This window comes from Agrobacterium sp. DSM 25558 (assembly GCF_900100825.1).
Taxonomy (GTDB): Bacteria; Pseudomonadota; Alphaproteobacteria; order Rhizobiales; family Rhizobiaceae; genus Agrobacterium.
In genome coordinates, this window is record NZ_FMUD01000029.1 from 1 (window position 1) to 18,886 (window position 18,886).

Annotated in this window: 15 protein-coding genes and 3 pseudogenes; 4 read left to right on the forward strand and 14 right to left on the reverse strand. The window is 50.7% G+C overall.

The features are described from left to right. Window positions 1-334: transposase (locus DSM25558_RS20675; RefSeq protein WP_077106629.1), on the reverse strand; the 334-nt coding region annotated here is incomplete at its 3' end. A gap of 38 nt (window positions 335-372) precedes the next feature. On the opposite strand from DSM25558_RS20675, the gene DSM25558_RS20680 reads away from it, so the two are divergent. Beyond that, a complete protein-coding gene (locus DSM25558_RS20680) occupies window positions 373-651 on the forward strand; it encodes a hypothetical protein (RefSeq protein WP_077106579.1) in 279 nt (92 codons plus the stop codon). 181 nt (window positions 652-832) lie between these two features. Here the strand turns inward: DSM25558_RS20680 and DSM25558_RS20690 are convergent. Beyond that, window positions 833-1,048 (reverse strand): annotated as a pseudogene (locus DSM25558_RS20690) (transposase domain-containing protein); the annotation flags it as partial. Window positions 1,049-1,124: 76 nt separating this feature from the next. Between DSM25558_RS20690 and DSM25558_RS20695 the strand changes: the two are divergent. Next, window positions 1,125-2,246 (forward strand): IS110 family RNA-guided transposase, encoded by a 1,122-nt coding sequence (locus DSM25558_RS20695; RefSeq protein WP_077106580.1) that lies wholly within the window; start codon window positions 1,125-1,127, stop codon window positions 2,244-2,246. Window positions 2,247-2,531: 285 nt separating this feature from the next. Here DSM25558_RS20695 and DSM25558_RS20700 read toward each other — a convergent pair. From DSM25558_RS20700 to DSM25558_RS20710, 3 genes and pseudogenes are all read right to left on the reverse strand, one after another. Beyond that, window positions 2,532-3,893 (reverse strand): annotated as a pseudogene (locus DSM25558_RS20700) (IS66 family transposase); the annotation flags it as partial. Window positions 3,894-3,966: 73 nt separating this feature from the next. Continuing rightward, window positions 3,967-4,314: an IS66 family insertion sequence element accessory protein TnpB gene (gene tnpB, locus DSM25558_RS20705; RefSeq protein WP_077106581.1), complete on the reverse strand. Its 348-nt coding sequence runs from the start codon at window positions 4,312-4,314 to the stop codon at window positions 3,967-3,969. Beyond that, entirely contained in the window at window positions 4,311-4,673 is a 363-nt protein-coding gene (locus DSM25558_RS20710; protein ID WP_065699204.1) for an IS66-like element accessory protein TnpA, read from the reverse strand. The genes tnpB and DSM25558_RS20710 overlap by 4 nt, the downstream gene beginning before the upstream one ends. Before the next feature lie 167 nt (window positions 4,674-4,840). On the opposite strand from DSM25558_RS20710, the pseudogene DSM25558_RS20715 reads away from it, so the two are divergent. Next, window positions 4,841-5,128: pseudogene (locus DSM25558_RS20715) on the forward strand (integrase core domain-containing protein); the annotation flags it as partial. Window positions 5,129-5,265: 137 nt separating this feature from the next. On the opposite strand, the gene DSM25558_RS20720 reads toward DSM25558_RS20715, so the two are convergent. The 4 genes from DSM25558_RS20720 to DSM25558_RS20735 are packed head-to-tail and all read right to left on the reverse strand — an operon-like array spanning window position 5,266 to window position 12,145. Next, window positions 5,266-7,242, reverse strand: coding sequence for a hypothetical protein (locus tag DSM25558_RS20720; protein WP_143240189.1), 1,977 nt, complete (start codon window positions 7,240-7,242; stop codon window positions 5,266-5,268). Window positions 7,243-7,277: 35 nt separating this feature from the next. Continuing rightward, complete coding sequence (locus DSM25558_RS20725) at window positions 7,278-10,625, reverse strand: hypothetical protein (protein WP_077106583.1); 3,348 nt, start codon at window positions 10,623-10,625, stop codon at window positions 7,278-7,280. A 14-nt stretch (window positions 10,626-10,639) separates the two neighbouring features. Next, entirely contained in the window at window positions 10,640-11,386 is a 747-nt protein-coding gene (locus DSM25558_RS20730; RefSeq protein WP_077106584.1) for a cytidylyltransferase domain-containing protein, read from the reverse strand. Window positions 11,387-11,413: 27 nt separating this feature from the next. Then, window positions 11,414-12,145, reverse strand: a complete 732-nt coding sequence (locus DSM25558_RS20735) for a CatB-related O-acetyltransferase (protein WP_083716592.1) — start codon at window positions 12,143-12,145, stop codon at window positions 11,414-11,416. 164 nt (window positions 12,146-12,309) lie between these two features. On the opposite strand from DSM25558_RS20735, the gene DSM25558_RS20740 reads away from it, so the two are divergent. Next, window positions 12,310-13,521 (forward strand): glycosyltransferase family protein, encoded by a 1,212-nt coding sequence (locus DSM25558_RS20740; protein WP_077106585.1) that lies wholly within the window; start codon window positions 12,310-12,312, stop codon window positions 13,519-13,521. A gap of 22 nt (window positions 13,522-13,543) precedes the next feature. Here DSM25558_RS20740 and DSM25558_RS20745 read toward each other — a convergent pair whose 3' ends face one another. From DSM25558_RS20745 to DSM25558_RS20765, 5 genes are all read right to left on the reverse strand, one after another. After that, window positions 13,544-14,767 carry a capsular polysaccharide export protein, LipB/KpsS family gene (locus DSM25558_RS20745; RefSeq protein WP_077106631.1) on the reverse strand — a complete coding sequence of 408 codons (1,224 nt, stop codon included), beginning with the start codon at window positions 14,765-14,767 and terminating at the stop codon, window positions 13,544-13,546. A gap of 90 nt (window positions 14,768-14,857) precedes the next feature. Continuing rightward, window positions 14,858-16,138, reverse strand: coding sequence for a KpsE/RkpR family capsule polysaccharide export protein (locus DSM25558_RS20750; protein WP_077106586.1), 1,281 nt, complete (start codon window positions 16,136-16,138; stop codon window positions 14,858-14,860). After that, the gene (locus DSM25558_RS20755) at window positions 16,135-16,800 is read right to left on the reverse strand and encodes an ABC transporter ATP-binding protein (protein ID WP_077106587.1); all 666 of its coding nucleotides are present in this window, start codon (window positions 16,798-16,800) and stop codon (window positions 16,135-16,137) included. The genes DSM25558_RS20750 and DSM25558_RS20755 overlap by 4 nt, the downstream gene beginning before the upstream one ends. Beyond that, on the reverse strand, window positions 16,797-17,567 hold the full coding sequence (locus DSM25558_RS20760; protein ID WP_077106632.1) for an ABC transporter permease: 771 nt from the start codon (window positions 17,565-17,567) through the stop codon (window positions 16,797-16,799). The genes DSM25558_RS20755 and DSM25558_RS20760 overlap by 4 nt, the downstream gene beginning before the upstream one ends. Before the next feature lie 109 nt (window positions 17,568-17,676). Next, entirely contained in the window at window positions 17,677-18,714 is a 1,038-nt protein-coding gene (locus DSM25558_RS20765) for a polysaccharide biosynthesis/export family protein (RefSeq protein ID WP_371480317.1), read from the reverse strand. Window positions 18,715-18,886: the final 172 nt, after the last annotated feature.

Genomic DNA, 18,886 nt, shown 5'->3' on the forward strand with positions numbered 1-18,886 from the left:
CCGCTTTGGAAAGGGCGTCGCGGAGGATTTCGACCTCCATTGTCTTACGGCCGAGCATGCGCTCCAGCTCGCGGACGCGATCTTCCAGTTTCTTCACTTCCGAATTGCCGACCACCGGCTCGTCAGAATCCACGGCTGCAGCACCTCCCTCGCTCAAAAGCCTGCGCCACCGATAAAGCAAATTGGGCGCAACGCCATGGCGGCGAGCGGTGGACGATACCGTCTCGCCTGGTTCAAAACTCTGCTCAATCATTGTCAGCTTCTGCTCGGTTGTCCACCGCCTGCGGCGCACATCTCCCATCAGCAGTTCAACGTGTCGATACTCGTTAGACATAAGCCTATACCCAAGCCTGTGCTTGAGCCTTTCTGCTTATGCCGACTGTCCGGTCGAAATGGGGGGCAGTTCAACCGCTTACGGAGCTTCTTCAGGCAATCGTCTCCAACGATGACAATCTAAGCTACGGCAGCATCATCTCCGTGTACACAGGAGACGATGAATCCGTCACCGCACTGACAGACGACGGCATGAAAGAATTAGACCAGATGCTCAAAGACGCCCGCCGCTCACCCCAGGAATGGAAAGACTTCCTCGACAGCTTTGTCGATGAAGAAGAACTCGTCGCCCGCATCAAAGCGAAATCTACGCGGTAGCAATCGGGTGGTTACCCTCGAACGGCGGCGAGCGCCACTTTCGCTTTGAAAGCCGGGCTATGGTTCCGGCGCGGTCGTCTCGTAATGGTATCTCCTGTTCACGGCATTAAGCCGAAGTCACGTTAGCGTCCGGTGAGCGGGCTTTCTGTCAGCATCACTCAATCCTGTCTTACGCGGCCCATCAGGCCGCCTCGTTCAATTTTTTTAGCGGTGACCACCGCCAAGGCAAAAGCTCGTCGAGGCGATCCGCGGGGTGATCCTGAATGCGTGATAGGACATCGGTCAAATACGCCTCCGGATTGTGGCCGTGGAGCTTTGCTGTTTCGATGATGCTCAGGATATTTGCGATGCGCTCACCACCCTTGTCTGAGCCTGCAAACAACCAGATGCTATGACCATTTCTCCTTGCGACGTCGTCTTTTGAGCGCACGATAGCTTGGTGCCATTTCGGCCGATAGGAGGATATATTCGTCATGACTGACTACGATGCATATATTGGGTTGGACGTCCACAAAGACTCGATTTCCGTTGCTATTGCTGACGCGGGACGTTCTGGTGAGGTCCGTTTATTCGGGACAATTCCCAACGAGCCAGATGCGATCTCCAAACTTGTAAAGAAACTTTCGAGCAGGCACCCACGGATAGAGTTCGTTTACGAGGCAGGGCCGTGCGGATACAATGTCTTTCGGCAAATTGAGGCACTGGGATTTGTATGCCGGGTCGTCGCACCAAGTCACACCCCTGTCCGACCGGGCAATCGGCAAAAGAACGACACTCGCGACGCGTTGATGCTTGCACGTCTGTTACGTGCTGGAGAGTTGACCTTCGTTTGGGTTCCTGACGTGGTCCACGAGGCCATGCGTGACTTGGTGCGCGCCCGATCTGTTGCGTCTCATGATGCTCGGAAAGCACGAACATTAATCCAACTATTTTTGTTAAAACACGATCTGCGGTATTCTTCCAAGTCTTGGACTTCAAGGCATCGAACATGGCTACGCAACCGACATTTCCAACATCATGCGCAGCAAATCGCATTCCAGAGCTATTTAAATCGGTTGGAACAAGCCGAGGCTCGCAAGAAGGAGTTGGAGGAGCAGATCGCCGTCATTTCGCAAACATGGTCTCTGGCACAAACAGTTATCAACCTTCAGGCCTTTAAAGGCGTGGGCTTGGTGATTGCCGCAACGCTGGTCGCCGAGGTCGGTATATTCTCGCGCTTCGACAGTCCGCGGAAGCTTATGGCATATCTCGGATTGGTCCCTGGAGAGCACTCGAGCGGCGGTTCTGTTCGACCACGGGGGATAACGAAGACAGGCAACTCAGCCCTTCGCGCCTTGATCTTCGAAGCCGCTTGGTCTTACCGCGTTCAGGCAAAGGTTGGCAACTGGATGCATAAGCGTCGCCCGGACATCCCACAGGCCATCGTTGACATCGCCTGGAAAGCCCAGGTACGGCTGAGCTCTCGATACCGCAAATTGGTTGGAGCAGGTAAAAAAAGCAACGTCGCCATTACTGCAGTCGCGCGCGAGCTCGTTGGGTTCTTATGGGATGTTGCGCGCATATCTGAACGCGAAACGACGTCACCTGCTGCTTGAAAGCTGACCTATAATCAACGATCGGGAATGGTCAGAGCGTCGGGAGCGGAGAAGGAATCCTCGGGCAAAAATTTGGACGGGTTCATCCTATGTCCGCAGCCAGATCGAGGCAGCCTTCCGACGCATCGTCACCATTGGGTAGCCAATCCCAGGACAAGAGTTTGAGCAACCGTCGAGTATCCCCGGCGCTCTGACCCATCCCGACTCGTGATGCAATGCCATACGCTGCCTACTCGGTAGGCGGCGTTTTAAAGTGTGCCTCAAAACTTGATAATGGTCATAAGAGTTTTTGCGGCCAATTCCCAGTGGCCTCATGGCACGCTCAGCTATGTTGTTGTCGATTTCGACCCGGCCATCATCGAGATAGACGCTCAATGCTGACCATCGTGACAGGGCATACCGCATCGCTTCTGCAAGCTTCTGTTTCTGTGGCAGGGTCTTCTGGGCATCCTCGATCCACTTTTTCAGCTCGGCCAGTATGGGCTTGGCATGCTGCTGGCGCAAATCCCGCCTCTCGTCAGGCAACATGCCACGGATACGATCCTCGATATCGTAGAGAGCACCAATGCGCGACAGCGCTTCCTGCGCGATCGGTGATGGCTTGAGTTTGATCACGTCATGGAATTTGCGGCGTACATGCGCCATGCAGGCAGCCTCTATGATCTGATTGCCGTACAGCTTGTTGTAGCCAGCATAGCCGTCCGCGTGCATCACGCCACTGAAGTTGGAAAGATGTTCAGCCGGGTGCACCCCCTTGCGGTCAGGGCTGTAACAATAAGCGATCGCTCCGGGCCGGGGATCTTGATAGCCACGCCCATCGAAGACGTAGACCCAGACCCTCCCGGTCTTGGTCTTTCCTCGTCCAGGGTCGAGAACATCGACCGGAGTGTCGTCGGTATGGATCCGATCGACGGCCGCGATATGCGCTCTGATCAGCAAAATCAGGGGGCCGAGCAAAGCCGATGCACGCCCCATCCAGTCGGCCATCACGGAACGGGAGATATCTATCCCAAGCCGATCGTACATCTCCGACAGTCGGTAAAGTGGGATGTGATCGTCGAATTTGGCGACCATGATATGGGCAAGCAATCCGGGACCGGGTTTGCCGCGCTCGATCGGTAGGGTCGGCATCTTGCCAGACACCGATGTGTCGCAGTCCTTGCAAACGAAGCGCTTTTCGACATGGCGAACAATCTTCACGGATGCCGGCACATGCTCCATGACCTGGACCACCTTATCAGGTGCTTTCAGGAACGATGTCCCGCCGCAGGTCGGGCAATTGCACCGCGCTGGATAGATCCGCTCTTCTGTCGGCAGCCCATCCGGCAAAGGTCTGCGTTTTGGCTTTTCGCAGGCATCTTCCAGCTCCGGCAGAGGTGTCCTTCCAGAGCGAACCTCAGCCTCGGCGCGGGACGCTTCAATCTCCTCGAGCATCAGTTCGAATTGTTCGATCTTGCGGTCTATTTTCTCGGACGAGGCCCCATGCTGTCGATGTCGCAGCAACTCCAACTGCGCGCGCAAAATGTCGATTATGGTATCGCGCTTGGTAACTTCCGCGTCTTGTCGCTCGAGTTTCGCCGCCTGTTCAGCAACCAATGCACGCAGTGCAGATAGCTCGTCCTGACCCTGTGGCGGCGTTGTTTCCATACCCAAAAATGTAACTGATTTGGCCCTCTAGCGCCAGTATTTTACCCCTGACACCCCCTGCAAAATAACACCTTCAGCCCGTGCGAAGAGGCGCTGACGTCCATGTCGGTCGTCGCCAGTCGATCCCCTCGACGAGCATCGACAACTGAGCCTGCGTCAGATGCACAACGCCATCTTTGGCCCCCGGCCATGGGAAGTATCCGCGTTCCAGAACCTTGTAAAACAGGCAAAACCCCTGGCCGTCCCACCACAAAAGCTTGATGCGGTCAGCGCGCCTGCCGCGGAATCCGAAGATCGCGCCAGAACCAGGCGCTTGCCTGATAACCCCCTCGACCAGTGCAGACAAACCGTCGATACCGCGACGCATGTCAGTCACTCCGCAAGCCAGGTAAACCTGTACATTCCCTGACGGCCCGATCATGCCGCTTCAACACAAGCGATCAACGATGCCAAAGTCTCTCGCTCGATGTTTGCCGGCACCTTCAGGCTGCGACCGTTGCGCAGCGAGATTCGTACAAACGTTTCCGGGGACACAGTGGATGGCACCTGCTGGGAAGGATCGTTGTCAACAAGACGGACCGGCAAGAACGACGGCGAGTCATCTCGACCGCAGAGAGTTCTGCGCCAGACGCGAATTTGCGATGGATGAACGTCATGCCGACGTGCCACATCGCAGACGCGCGCGCCTGGCTGAAACGCTTCCGCCAGAATGGTCAGCTTCACCTCTACCGGCCAGCGCCGCCTGCGTTCAATGCCTGAAATAATCTCCATGCGAGCCATGCCAACCTCTAAGATCCCGATCTAATCCCAGCATTAATGCTGGTACTAACGCCAGATCATCACCTGGATGGCTCAGTTCGCGAAATGACTTGGCCGGACGCACACCACGAAGTCAGGCAGAAATTCAACTTATCCCCGCTGAGCAATTTTCCCGAACCAGCTCTCACCTCCCGGAGAATGGTTCGGCATACACAGCGCGGGACACGAGGATATTTGCCCAAGCACTCAATCTGATACCTTGCTTCACGCCGGTCGCCAGCCCGCAGTCGAACGGCATGTCGGAAGCTTTCGTCAAAACATTGAAGCGCGACTATATCCGCCTATCCCAAGTTCCGGACGCCCAAACAGCGCTCCGGCTCATCGACCGATGGATCGAGGACTACAACGAAATCCATCCCCATTCCGCGCTCAAGATGGCTTCACCTCGGCAGTTCATCAGAGCTAAATCAACCTAGCCGAACTGTCCGGTGAAATGGCGTTCACTCCACTTACAGTCTTTGCTGCCCGATCACCGTCAATGCTTTGCCTGAACCGCCTCTAAAATTTTTCACGATGGTCTGTAGAACCACGCTGGGACTTGGGATTCTTGATTTCAGGAAATGAGCCTGAGTTTACACAGATTGTAAAGTGCACCTAACAAGTCACGTTTTTTATTTATAGCTAAGTAACCTGACTTCCAATGGGAACTTTTAAGGTCAGTTCCGATAATTCTGAAGGTATTTCCCACGGCAGAATTTCCGAACTGAATATCAGAGAAGATTTTCGCGTCCTTCTTTGACGGATTTCTCATGAAACAGTCAAGATTGTAGAAATATGATTGCGGCGTTGCAACCATGTATTCAATATCCTTGCCAAATACATCAACAGCGGACTTTACGAAGTCCAGTGCCCCTTTTTGAATCTGCTTCACAATTTGTGTCGAATTAGTGGAACTCTGGTTATCTTCGAAAAGTGGTTCGGCACTATCCGGTCCATGCCTAATATCCCGCATAGAGCCTACACCGATTTCGCTAAGCATTAATTCCATTAGCGCGGTGGGAAATACGCTATCGCTCAATCGATTGTTAACAGGCGCACCTAAAAAATTAAGATGAGCTAGCCCTTCTTCCTCGAGGTATACAGTCTCATGGAATGACGAAATGTAATAACCGAATATATCTGCGGGTAGAAACGATCGTAATATCCGCTGTGCCCGGAGATTATACCCGACATCAAAAAGCCCAATGCTGCTGAAATCACCGAGTTCCGATAAGTAAAAACTAGAGAACTGCTGCCGTTTCCGTTGTAGAGAAAAATTAACTATCGCAGAAGAAGAAAGTATTTCGAATAACTGTGTTCCAAGACCTATTTTATCATGAATGTCGATGCCATTTATTTCTAGTGTCGGATTGAGCTCAGCAATCTCCTCCAACGTTAGGAAAAAACGTCGACTGAGAAAGTCCTTGACAGAAATCTCAGACGAGATAGCTAGCAGAGAGCGGTTGAAAGTTATCGTTGCAGCAGATTTTAGTTCAAAAGCGAGACAGACGTTACGAGATATTCGTAAATACTTAGACTGCGGCGCGTCAGGATATATTGATCTGAGGATTTCATAAGTCAAATGAAGCAAATGGCCGTCACGCGCGCAAAACGCAACTACGTCATGCCTACGTTGCACAACGTTTTTGATTACCCACCTCGCAAGGCCTAAAATAAATGGCCCTAATGCAAGATGCCCTAAAACATACGGGTCTCCCAAAAATGTTGACTCTTCATCTTCTAAATTTTTTTGATCAAAAACGTCCATTGAGGCAACATTGCTATAAAGCCTGATCGGAAACTCAATTTTTTTGAATGCATTTTTTCTACGCCATGGCGTAAAAGGCCCTTTAGAACCACGAAAATTGGCTGGACCTGAAGGAAAATAAAACTTATTTTTGATGATCTTACACTGCTTCAACAGCTCCGATTGCTCTCCTACAACATGCATAATTTCGTCTAAGGAGCTGGCAAAATCCGTTGCTATACTACGAAAAATTTCTGTAGACCCTGAGCTAAAATCTGCCGAAGTGTAAGAGCGCATTATAGCATCTGATTCACTACCTAACTCGCGATTCAACGCTGCCCTGAGCTCGCAACCAGTCAATGCACACTGATCAAACGTAATAATCGGTTTACCAACGACAGATAACCTTTGCAAAATGTCTGTTTTTCTTGCGCGGAGTACGTTTATAGTGAGCTCCCCCTCCACGCGGCAAGCCCACCGAGCTTCTCCCAGAGAGAGCAGGTTCCTTGCATGCAATGTATCATAGATCTCCCGCAGGCTTCTAGCCGTGCCTTCTCTGACAACGCTCGGATCGTCTAACGACAGCCGCATCGCCAGGAAAGGAAAAACGGGATCACGAAACTTCCTCCGGAACTTCCTTTCCAGCAGAGCATATAGGTCCTCTAGGCGAGAGTATGGAGAGTTAAGTAACACTCCAACAGCACTCAGGCTAATTATTTTAACTTCGGGTTTACGAGCAAAGGCTTCAATCTGACACAGTCTTGACTGGTCAAGTCTCTTCGTCGAAACATTAATTGGATACAATCTCATAGTTCCGATCTAACATATTCGCGATCAAATCAAGTTCGAAAAAAAAGCTTGAGCTGGCGAATAACTGGGTTCTTAACGTCCGAAAAGAACCTCTTAGGCGACCTTTTAAACTTTTGATACTTCGACGCACTACCAAATATAAAGTATAAAAGATATTCTGACTTTTTTGGTTCTAATTGTTTTTTAATCGAGACGGCCTGCGCTCTGCCAGTAGCCTTTACAATCCCACTCGGCGCACTTAGTGGGAACTCTCCAGGAAGCCATAAGGGATTAGAGAACTTAAGCTTTTCAAGCACTTCGCGCTCGCTAGAAAAGCTCGAAAGAGCCTCGAGCGGCGCGGTGTATACGTCTCGACCGGCATCATTTATATTGAGAGCGTGTTTTCCAAATAGCTCAACGTGCTGGCTGCAAAAATACTTAGCACCTCTTTGAGCCTCGATTTGAACAAACTGAGTGTGCGAGAACTCTTGTCTCCGAACTTCCGGCACAATGACGTCTCCCCTTCGTCCGTACCGATCAACCGAACGCTCGTAAGGATTACCTAAGAACACCTCACAAAGACCAGCATTAACTGACGCAATTTTCGGATTCGAACCCATCGCACGATCGCGCATGTATGAAAACACGCGCGTAGAGTCCATCATCTTGTACTTAACCTGCCGTATCAAGAAGGTATCAAAACGCTTACCAAACGCGTGAGACAACAATTTCTGTGTTGTGGCTCTTGTGCCGACATCAAAAAATGCAATCCGATTTGGCTGACCAACACCAATACACTGCTTCGCATAGCTAACGATGTCGGGCCCAGTAAACCGAGAGGCGAGCCATTCTGCGTTATCCACTAGGAATAACAGAAAGTCCGATTTTCTTTTATGAACACTATCTGAAATCGTCAGCTTATTGTCTGCAAGCCGCTCTATGACAATAGGGTCCGATGCTTCCAACTGGAAAAAGTTTTCAAGGTAATAGCCAACGGTAGCGGTTGGGTGCGCGCGATAAACCTCGAATAAGGACGGCATCATCGCAGGCGTTAAATATAAGGGTACAGAAGCTTTTCGGGATGCGTAAAAGTACACGCTTTCTGGCAACTTCATATTATATAGAGCGACATTGAGTAGATCGAAAATTTCTTTAATCAAATAACCGTCTCTTGAAAAGAAAAACACCTTATCGTACCCGCCTTTGCCAACGTGTTCCGCTAGCCAAATCGAAGTACTCAAGCCCAGCGGACCAAAAATTGCGTAGCCCAGAAGGAATGGTGCCCGGTTAAAAAGCGTGTTGACGTCCACCTGAATAAATGGATCATCAAATATTGCATTGGCTATTTGACCGAGATGAAATCCGTAGTGCGCTCCTTTTATGTAATAAGGTAGAACATTCTCAGCCAATTTAGTCTTTGCGAATATCTCCACTGCTTTCGGATAATGGAAGGCATTAATGCCAATGTTGCGCGCAGGGTTGACATCAACGTCCAGCGTATCTCCGATAAAAACCATTTCCTCAGCGTTCACTTTTTCGCTGGACAAAACGACTTTGAATAATTCTCCTGAACGTTTAAAACAGTTGTGTTCATTCGATACATATAGTTTGGGAGTGTCAGTGTATCCGTTATCTGCCAACAATTGCTTGAGAACGCCAGAACTGAGATACATATCGGAGATCACGATAGTTTCTTTTTTGTAAGCTTTCGCGAGATCATATAGCGCGATGATGGAAAGTCTCGGCCGAAGGATCTTCCGCTCTGTCTGAAGCTCCATTTCCATAATCGAGAGCAGCTTTGCATCGTCGATCTTAGTGATACTCTGAAACGCGGAGTAAATTTCAGTTAGATTAACATCAAGCATTCCTAGAGAGCGATTTCGCTCTCGAGCCATCGCCTCCGCGGCAATTCGTGTGGCCTTGAAGTCGAAAAGATCATGTCCCATGAGATTAGAAACTTCTACCGACATGAGTTCAAATACGTCGGTGGGCTTCAAGAGTGGTCTACACAGCATAGTGTCAAATATATCAAAACCGACAACTTTAACTGACGGATCCATTATCGCAGACCGTATATAGAACTGCTGCAATCCAAATGGCGATGCTGGAGAATTTAGATGGCCAACGTGTTTGAGTTGGCTCTGCTCAAGTTCAAATTCCGCCCCTCGCACCGAATTGAAAATGGGCAACCAGTGATCAATTTCAGCTTTGCTTTTCACGGCATCGGAAATCAATCGGAAATACTTTGATGCGACACCAGGTGTTTGAAAGAATTTTACTGGCACCTTCCTCGTCAGCAGAAAGTGAACAATTTTCGTTCTTAAGGCGTCGCCACTACAGGAGTATTGATCGGGGGCCATCACCCATTGCTTTAGGTTCTCGATCGTCCGACCGGAGCAATATTCCGCGATCCAAGTTCCACCAAGGTCAAAAACTGGTTTTTCAAGAACGAAAGCTGGAAAAGCTATATTGGATGAGATGTTTATCACTGCATCGACATGGTCCAAGACGTTAATGGTAACATTCGGATAATGAGGCTGTAGTGTCCCCAGATCGATAACCCGATCGTCTATTATTAGCCCATCTCGAGCATTCATGGAAAGAGGGTGTGGCGAGTAAACAATTGCAACTTCTGTGGGTAGTTCTCGGAGCAGCAGTTCTATCAAACTTCTTTCAGACGGTACATGAGAGTACATTGATCGTCTAAACGTCTCAAGGTGGCCCGGTAGAAGTATGAGCTTTTTAAATCTACCATCCGGATCGAGAAATTTGCGATCTAAATGATTTTCATATGAAAATATCCGCTTAAATGTCTTTTTGTAAGATTCTAGTTGCTGCAAGACTTCCTCTGAAAGTACCGTCTGCTCCAATCCCGATCTCAATCCAGTGTAAAAATTTTCTCCATTGTGGGACGGTCTGAACAGAACGTCCCGCTGGTTCGTTATTCGGTGAAACCCGCTGTGATGTGCTTCAAGAACAATTGCTTGGGGAAATAGCTCTGAAAGGAGTTTAGGGGCATGCTCCCAGCAAATAACGAAGTCGGGTGCCCAATCTCCTAGTTTGCGCGCGAGAGCTACCTTGAAAATCTGCGCGAAATATGACGAACGTGGTGATCCCGAGACCACTTGCTCGGCGGTAACACTTGCAGCTGCAAGCATCGCCTGGATTTCTCTTTTTTCAAACAGTACCGTCTCTACAGAAGCGTTCCGCAGATCTTTCTTAAATTTCTCGTCAATCACGAGATTTTCTGGGGTGACAAATCTAACATCGATATCTACCCCCAAAGCTCGTTCAGAAGCGAGATATGTTGGGTTGAGATTGAACTGGGCGTTAAATGCGGCCGATCTGACGTTGCCATCCCCATACACGCAGGGGTCCATAAAAAATAGAAAATTCACAGTCGTCCTCGCGATTAATTCGCAAAATTTGCGCCGGCTTGCATCAACGCATCAATTGACTTGTCATACTCGATCGATCGCTTATTGCGCTCAATTAGCGCTTCAGCTATTTGGAAATCAATCTCATCATCGATGTCGTGGCATTCAATGCCGTCCATTGGCATAAAGTTCAGCGGTGCCTCATACAGGCAGAATCCTTTTTCTTCATAGTTTTTAATCAGTCTCTGCGAGTCAATCACAAAGATTATAAAATTTATGTACTCAAAGGGTTTCAGCTCTTGCGTCCGCGGACTTAGCGTATTTATTGGAAAATTAACCGGTTGGCCACCGTAAATGAGATGCTTTCGCTGGAGCGTCGTTGTGAATATTGTTTCCCTATTTCGTTCAAGATGTAAATTCACGGCACGCTCTATCGTCGTTTCAGACAAAAAAGGAGCGGTCGGATTGACAACTGCGACAGATCGGCTCGGTACATTCTTTGCAAAATCATATAGTATTTCATCTGTCTTCGTGGAGGATGTGGCTAATTCAGCCGGTCGGATATAAATGTCGCACAGTCCCTGGGCGGAAGAAGCAATCTCGCTACTCTCTGTATTAACATATGCTCTGTCTAGGTTTTTCACGTTTTTTAGTGTATTGAGGACATAATGAAGCAAAGGCCTGTCGCCCAATACTCTTAGATTTTTTACCGCAACCCTCACGCTCCCCCTCCTCGCAGGAACATATGCAACGACGTCGAGCTTTGGGCCCTCGAAATTCATGTCTCACTCCATTGTAAGATTTTCAACTTAGATTATTTCCTCGACGCAGAAGCGTCGAGGTACGAATGCCTCAAGCTGTTGCGCCCTTGCGAATTCAATAAATTGCTGCGGGTTTGTGAGCGGCGCCGTGCTGAAGTCCGTGAACTTATATTGCCACCATTTAATCTCGATCATGTCTTCGATTATTTCGTCACTGAATCTATACTTGATAATATTCGCAGGCGATCCACCTACTATTGCATACGGTGGCACGTCCCTTGTTACAACCGAACCAGCAGCTATGATGCTTCCATCTGAAATTTGAACCCCTGGTAAAATTTTAGCATGAGCGCCAATCCATACATCATTTCCGATCGTCGACGCCTTCTTCTGCTCAGCAGGTTCGAAATTATCGTAGATCCGGCCCTCGTCTAATAACATTTGCTGGATAATGCTTTGGCCGTTACTGTACATAAATGTCGACGTGCTCACCCTGTCGTAGGGATGGTGTGTGAAATCAAAGTCGACACTTCTTGCTATCGAGCAGTAACGTCCTATCTCGATATCAACATGTAATGGCGACCAGGAATAAGAAAACGCACCCATCATCTTTGGAATCGTCAACCCTGAGTAGATGCCTGTATAAGGCTCCAGCGCAGACGTTCTCAGTGCATTGAGCTTGTTGGCCGGCGTTAACCGGAGCTCTTCGCGCCGTGTTTCGAAAAACACTCTCCGCTCACGGAGATATGCAATTTTCTGACTCGTTAGATCAATTAACATAAAGCCTACCCTAAAGCGCAAGGATTATCGAATAGCACCTTTCGCTTGAGATTCAATGAATAATTCGATACGTGGGGTTTTGATCACAGCCATACCCGCTTGCATTTCTCGCGGCGCGCGCAATAGGGCAGTTCATAACTAACTAGAAATTTGGGCGGAAGCACATGTTAAAATTTTTCGGATCTCGATCGCGTAAAGCTGTGTTAGCCGATGAGATTCCGATCCCGGATTGGTTTATACCTCGTCCGCCGCTTCGTAAGCCCAATATCTCCCTACCATACTTCTTATACCAGTCTTGGATACCGGAACATACTGATAAACTTATTTCTTTGTTACAGAATGAAGGCGTTAGTTTCCAAAACTTGTCGATGTTTTCTGAGACCGTCAGAAAATCCAATCGTGTTGATATACTTAGATTTGCCGAGCAGAACGACGAGCTCTACCGGCGAATGTGCCTCCATAGTCTCGCTCCTCACCGAGAGAGTGCTATTGGCTTGGTGGTGACACTCGACTGGATCCCAGCAATGCGCACTCTGGTAGAGTGCGCATCTCTCTTGGGACTAAAAACGTTTCTGGTACCTCACGAATCGGTATTCGCAAAGAGCAGCATGTACTACACTCATCCAAAACTTGGAATAAACTGCCCTGCCACGGACGTGATATTTGCGTGGGGGAATTTGCAAAGGGACATCTTCGTCGAACGTGGATATCCACGGGCAGACATAGAAATAACGGGAACGCCAAAGTTTGACTATCTGTTCGCCCCAAAACGGCATCAGCAAAAGAAACTAATCAGTGGACTCGGATTAGATCCGAATAAATTTTTGGTCGTTGCAATCGCGCAGCCGCTCGATAGTCAATTTAATCAAACAGAAGCGCAGCGAGCACAGGAGCTAGCTTTTTCTGCGGTTTCTGATTGGGTCTCCGCTTCTCAAGATCGGCAACTTTTGATCCGAATGCCACCAGCTAGGGGGCAGATTTTTTCCTCCGCCTTCGTTAATAAGATAAAGAGCCAAACTAACGCGTCAATCGACGACTCTTCTCTTTTTCTTCTTACACCTGAGCAAACCGTTCTAGCATCGGATGTTATCGTATCTGTCAATAGCACGATGCTTCTAGAAGCAGCGCTAAACGGGAAGGCAGCAATCTCAGCGAAGTTTTTAGAATTTGAACAAATCTGGGACAACGTCCATATCGCGGTCGCGAAAAGTCAAGAAAAGCTAGTGGAATTGTTAAACACGGCTATGGCTGATCCCGGTCAAATAACCAAGAACTATAATTTTAGTTGGGCAGAGAAGGCTTTGTCGAATGGAAAGTTCGATGGGCGGGCCGCAATGCGTGTTGCGGCCCGTCTTAAATCTTATGCACGTATCTGAGGGGATTGTTAATCCCCTCGTTTTACGATTGAATGTTCCAAGGATAAAGCAATCGACCCAGCCGTCGATACAAAGGGCGACTTTGCTCGCGCAGGAAGCCTGCCGGGTTGATTCGAAATTGAGCAGCATCACGTTCATTTCCCACGATCGCAACTATTTTCGCGATTAAGGGCGTAAGCAAATGACGCCACCCTAGCACTCCATACGTACCATAAAGCTTCCACTGCAAAGGTTCGCTTGAGAGGATGCGCGGCCCAGGGTGTGGAGATTCGAGGTAGCTGACTGTCTTTCCAAAAGTAGATGGTTCCCCCGTGCGCGGCTCGAAATAAAGTGGATAGACCACGTAGGCACCGGCAAACAGGGCTTCAAGGCTGAGCCCACGGCCACGCCTTCCTGTCGACTGCCTGTCATCCGTGAGCCCCCAGCCAGCATAGAAGGGAGCGCCTATGACAGTTACCTTTTTTCCACGCATGAGTGCTTCGAAGCCTGCGAGAGAAGTTATAGTATAGACATGGTCTGCCGCATCCAGCGCGTCTGGCAGGGAGACCTTTCCCCGCAGGACTGTGCAGAGATTAGCGACATCATCCGGGTTTGAGATTTCCCGCCGCATCCGGCTGAGGACATCCGGGTGAGGCTTATAGACGATTTCGGCTTCCGGATTTTCTACTGCTGCGAGCCGAATGAGGTCATTGTTGGTGAAAGGTTGATTACAGCCATAGAGGATGGACGCATCTTCTTCCACCTGGCCGATGACAAGCACTTTCTTTTTGCTCGAAGAGCTTTTCGCGGCGGGAGTTTGCGGACTGCTCAGGTGGCCGTTATATTTCGTGAGCCTTTGCCGGAGGACGGCATTCATGCCTTCGCGAGCGCGCTGCATCAGCGCCGGATCATTTTCGAAATCATAACTGGCAAGCAGTTCCTCAAGATCGCTCTGACCGCGGGCATCAAAATAGGGTCGTTTGCTATCCAGCGAGAGGGAAAGCGGCACGGAGTAACCGGCATGCGCGTCCAGCGAGCGGATGAAGCCATCTTCCATAAAGAAGACGTCCAAGCCGAGGCGGGCAATATCCTTCGCGGCGAAATCCGGAAGGTTATTGCTCCAGACGAAGACGACAGGCTTTTGCGGTGCCTGGAGCAGCGGCAGCACCTTGCGCTGGAACAAGCGCTCTGTGAGCTGGAACGGGACGAAGTGAAAGTGTTTCTGCGGGAAGAACTGTTGCAGAAAGGGGTGCTTCCACGCCTTCATGTGAAAGGCGACGACCGGCCCCTTGCTGCCGAGTGTTTCTGCGCGGTGGGCAAGCACGGTCTCGCCTATCGTTTCAAGGGTCGCCATCAATCAGTTGCGGTCGCGGATATTGTAATATGCCATGGTGGCAATGCCCCATGCGAAGAGGCAAGCGAGGAACACCAGAGCCACATTCATCGCGCGAGTGGGATATTGCGCCAGTTGCGACAGGGTGGGCTGGATGAAGGTTGCGAGGTATCGCTGCTGGTTGTTGGCATCGATGCGGGCCTTTTCCAGGCCGCCCAATGCATTTGTGTAGGCTTTTTCCGCGAACTCACGCTCGGTTTCCAGGGACTCGTAAGTGAGGATGCGGGTGGCGACATCATTGGACTGATTGTTGCCCGAGGTGCCGCTGCCGAAGCGCTGCTTTTCCTGCTCCAGTTGCTTCTCGAGGCTATTAATCTGCGTGGTGATGACCCGGATACGTGGGGAGTTGGTCGCCATGCGGGTTTGTGCGGAGATCAGCTCTGTTTTTAACTGGGTGAGCTGTTGCTCCAGCGAGCCCACGAGCTGGGCGGCAAGCTTTGCCGCTTCGACCGGATCTGCCTCCTGCGTGACATCGCGGAAATTTCTGACCGACACACGGGCGGCGGAGAGGCGTGCTTCGGCAAGCGCCACTTCCTCCTGCGATGCTTTCAGTACGCCGTTACGGGATTCCAGGGACAGGTCGTTGATGAGGCGTTCGCTCTCGACAATGATGGCATCGGCGATGGCCTGTGCCGTCTGCGGCTCGAACGCCTTGACCGAGAGGTTGAGAATGGAGGAGGTATGGTCGAAGTTAACTTTGACCACGTTCTTCCAGTATTCGAGCCGATCTTCGATGGGTTGGCCGGGGGCCATGGCGTAAAAAAAATCAGCGCCACGACGGGCAAAGGCCTGCTCCAGATCGACGGTTTTGGAGACGGCCTCGATCATGCGTTCGCTGAGGATATAATCCAGCAGCATGTAGGAATCAGAACCGGTGGAACTACCGCCCGCCCCCTGGGTGAACATGCCAAGGATATCGCCGCTGACCTTGCCATCGATGCTGCGTACCGAGAAGGCAGCCGAGCTATGATACTGATCCGCAGCGACGAATGCCATGTAAGCGCCGGTGAGCGCCGTGGGCACCGCGACACACAGCGCAAAGCCGGCAGCGATAACAACGTGGCGTAGCTTGATCCCCCTAAGCCACTTGCGCCTCAACGGCTGCGCCGTGGTATGGCGCGAGCCATCCCGCTCGGGCTTGATATCAAGCTTCAGGAGATTATCGAAAACCGTTAGGTTGGCGCGCTTTGCCGGAAGCTGTATGTCATCCGCCTTCTTGCCCGGACCTTGGCTGTCGACGCTCATCTCTCGCTCCCCTTCATATTGCGGTCATGGACGCGGATCGCATCCTCGACGTCTTCGAAATATGTCAGCTTTCCATTTTCCAGAACCACACCGGTTTCGCAATAATCTCGAATCGTACCCGTGCTGTGGGATACCATTATCACGTCTGAATCCTGCAAGCGATGCTTGAAAACTTCATGGCACTTCTTCTTGAAATTGGCGTCGCCGACCGCAGTTATCTCATCCACCAGGTAATAGTCGAACTTCACACCCATGCTGACACCAAAGGCGAGCCGGGCCTTCATGCCCGACGAATAGGTCCCGACCGGGGCTTGGTAGAACGCCCCGAGTTCAGCGAAGTCGTCGACATAGGCAATCAACTCGTCCGTATCGACGCCATAGATGCGGGCGACAAAGCGGACATTTTGCTCGCCCGACATACTCGGCTGGAAACTGCCTTGAAAACCGAGCGGCCACGAAATCTTGCCGCCGCGCACAATACGCCCGCGATCCAGTTGCAGCGAGCCCGCAATCAACTGCAGCAACGTCGACTTTCCAGCTCCGTTCCGCCCTAGAAGCCCAACACTGCGGCCGCGGTTGATGACCAGTGATGCGTTCTCGATTATTGGCTTCTTGATGCCCTTCGTGCGGACATATTTGGTCGCCTGCTCCAGCCTGATCATCGGCTCCTCAACACGGACACGGAGCTGGTGAACAGCGCAAGACCGATGAACATAACGGTGAACGTGAAGGAATAGAGATAAAACAAGTCCATCTCATCGGCACGGTATTCCGGATAAAAACCTTTTCGAAACAGCATCACGACGTGGACCAGTGGGTTCAGGAGGACGATGTCGCGGATCGGGCCGGGAAGTGCATCCGGCAGAAAGAACACGCCTGAGATCAGAAACAATGGACGGTTGACGATGTTGAATATCTGCTCATAGAGCGGAAACCGTAGCGATGCCACGTTGTTGAAGATACCCACACCAAGACCCAGCAACGTAGCCGCAAAAATCGCTTCAAGAATTGAGGGCCAGTTGAGATACACCGGCTGGTCGACCGTCATGAGAATGAGGGTGAGAACGCAGAAAGAAACGAGACATGTGGTTCCGGCCTGCAGGATGTAACGGGAAACGATCGTATCGATTGGCGCAACGTTGGGATAGCTTAGTAGGGTCCGATTAGCCTTGACTGCTCCGTTGATATATCCCGCCATCGCAGCATAAAACTGAAATGCTAGATATCCCGTAGCGAAAAACAGCGGGAAACTCTTGCCCAATGCCGGCGTGTGGGTAATCGCCATAAAAATCAGCGAGAGAAATGCGATGTGTCCCGCCGGATCGATGATTGCCCACAGGTAACCACCAGGCTTGCTGCCAAAACGGGTCGACATTTCTCTGACAAGCAGAGCGGCAACGACGCGAATATGGGTGATGAAATAGTACAATCCCCGGCTCCGAATGATCATCAAGCGAATGCGAACCGGCCTATAGGACCGAACATCTCCTAGTCATACCAGCAATGCACCAATCCGCCAACGAACGAATTTCGTAAAATCAATCCGCTAAATTTTTGACCTGATAAGCCGTACCGATAGGACGGCCGATCAACTGCAGGAAGCGATCAATATCGACTGCAGGATGGCGCGAAACATAGACGACATCGCGGCTCTTGATTGGGAAGGTTTGACCAACGATCAAACTATCCGGCCGTGTCATGTCAAGCCGATAAACGATTGGAAAACGACCGTCCCTGTCAGGCGTCATACCCTTGTCGCGCAATTGTCTAAAGCGCTCTCCGCCGAGCAGATCAGCAACAATCTCAGGCTCTTCATATCTGAACACAAAATAACCGGCGGCATTGGAGCGATCGGATGCGCCTCCACCAGCCATCGCGACCGCTTCCAGAATATTCAGATCGTTAGCCCCGAACTCTATGCGGCTGTTCTTCAAGACCTCACCAAGAACCGTAAATGTTCGGGGATCCTTGGTAACAAAAATCTGGTCACCCGGCTCGATGTGAATGTTTTCGGATGGGTTTTCAATAATGGTCTTGAGAAGTGCCGTGCCGGTCTGTTTACCGCGAACAAGGGTAACATAGGATTCGTAAGGCTGAGCACTTGGCCCGCCCGCTTTAGCCACAACCTCAGCAATCGTTTCGCCTACGAGGCTCAATGGGACCATGGAAGGGCGACCGACCGCGCCGGAAACGGTCACATTTCGGGACGCGGTACTTGTGCTGGTGACAAGAACATCTGGCTCGACGGCTTTACCCTTGAGACCGCCGAGAATCTGCTGCCGCGCCTGCTCCAAAGTTCTGCCTGCGAATTTGACAGTGCCGACATAAGGAATTGCCGCCGTGCCATCAGGTTGTACGACGACGTCAAGCGTCGTTTGCTTGCTTTCCGACGTCGAAAACAAACCGTCGGCACCCGCTTCGAAAACCGTAACTTTGAGCTGATCACCTACACCAATAACAACCCGCTTGGCTGCACCACCGATACCAAACCGGCGATGAAGCGTCGTGGTTGAAAAATTTGCGACCATCTGAGCAGAGCGGTGACTCACATCGACCACATCAAATACCGTGGACACGGAATCGCCGGCCACAACCGCGGGTTTCCCGGCCTGTGCGTTGATTTGCATCGCGCTCGGACCTGCGCTTGGCAGCGCTTCACAACCGGCAACACCCGCGCAGGCGAAAACCACAACACCGCGGAAAGTTTTTGGACTCAACAACCGACGCAAATTCTATTCCCCAAAAACC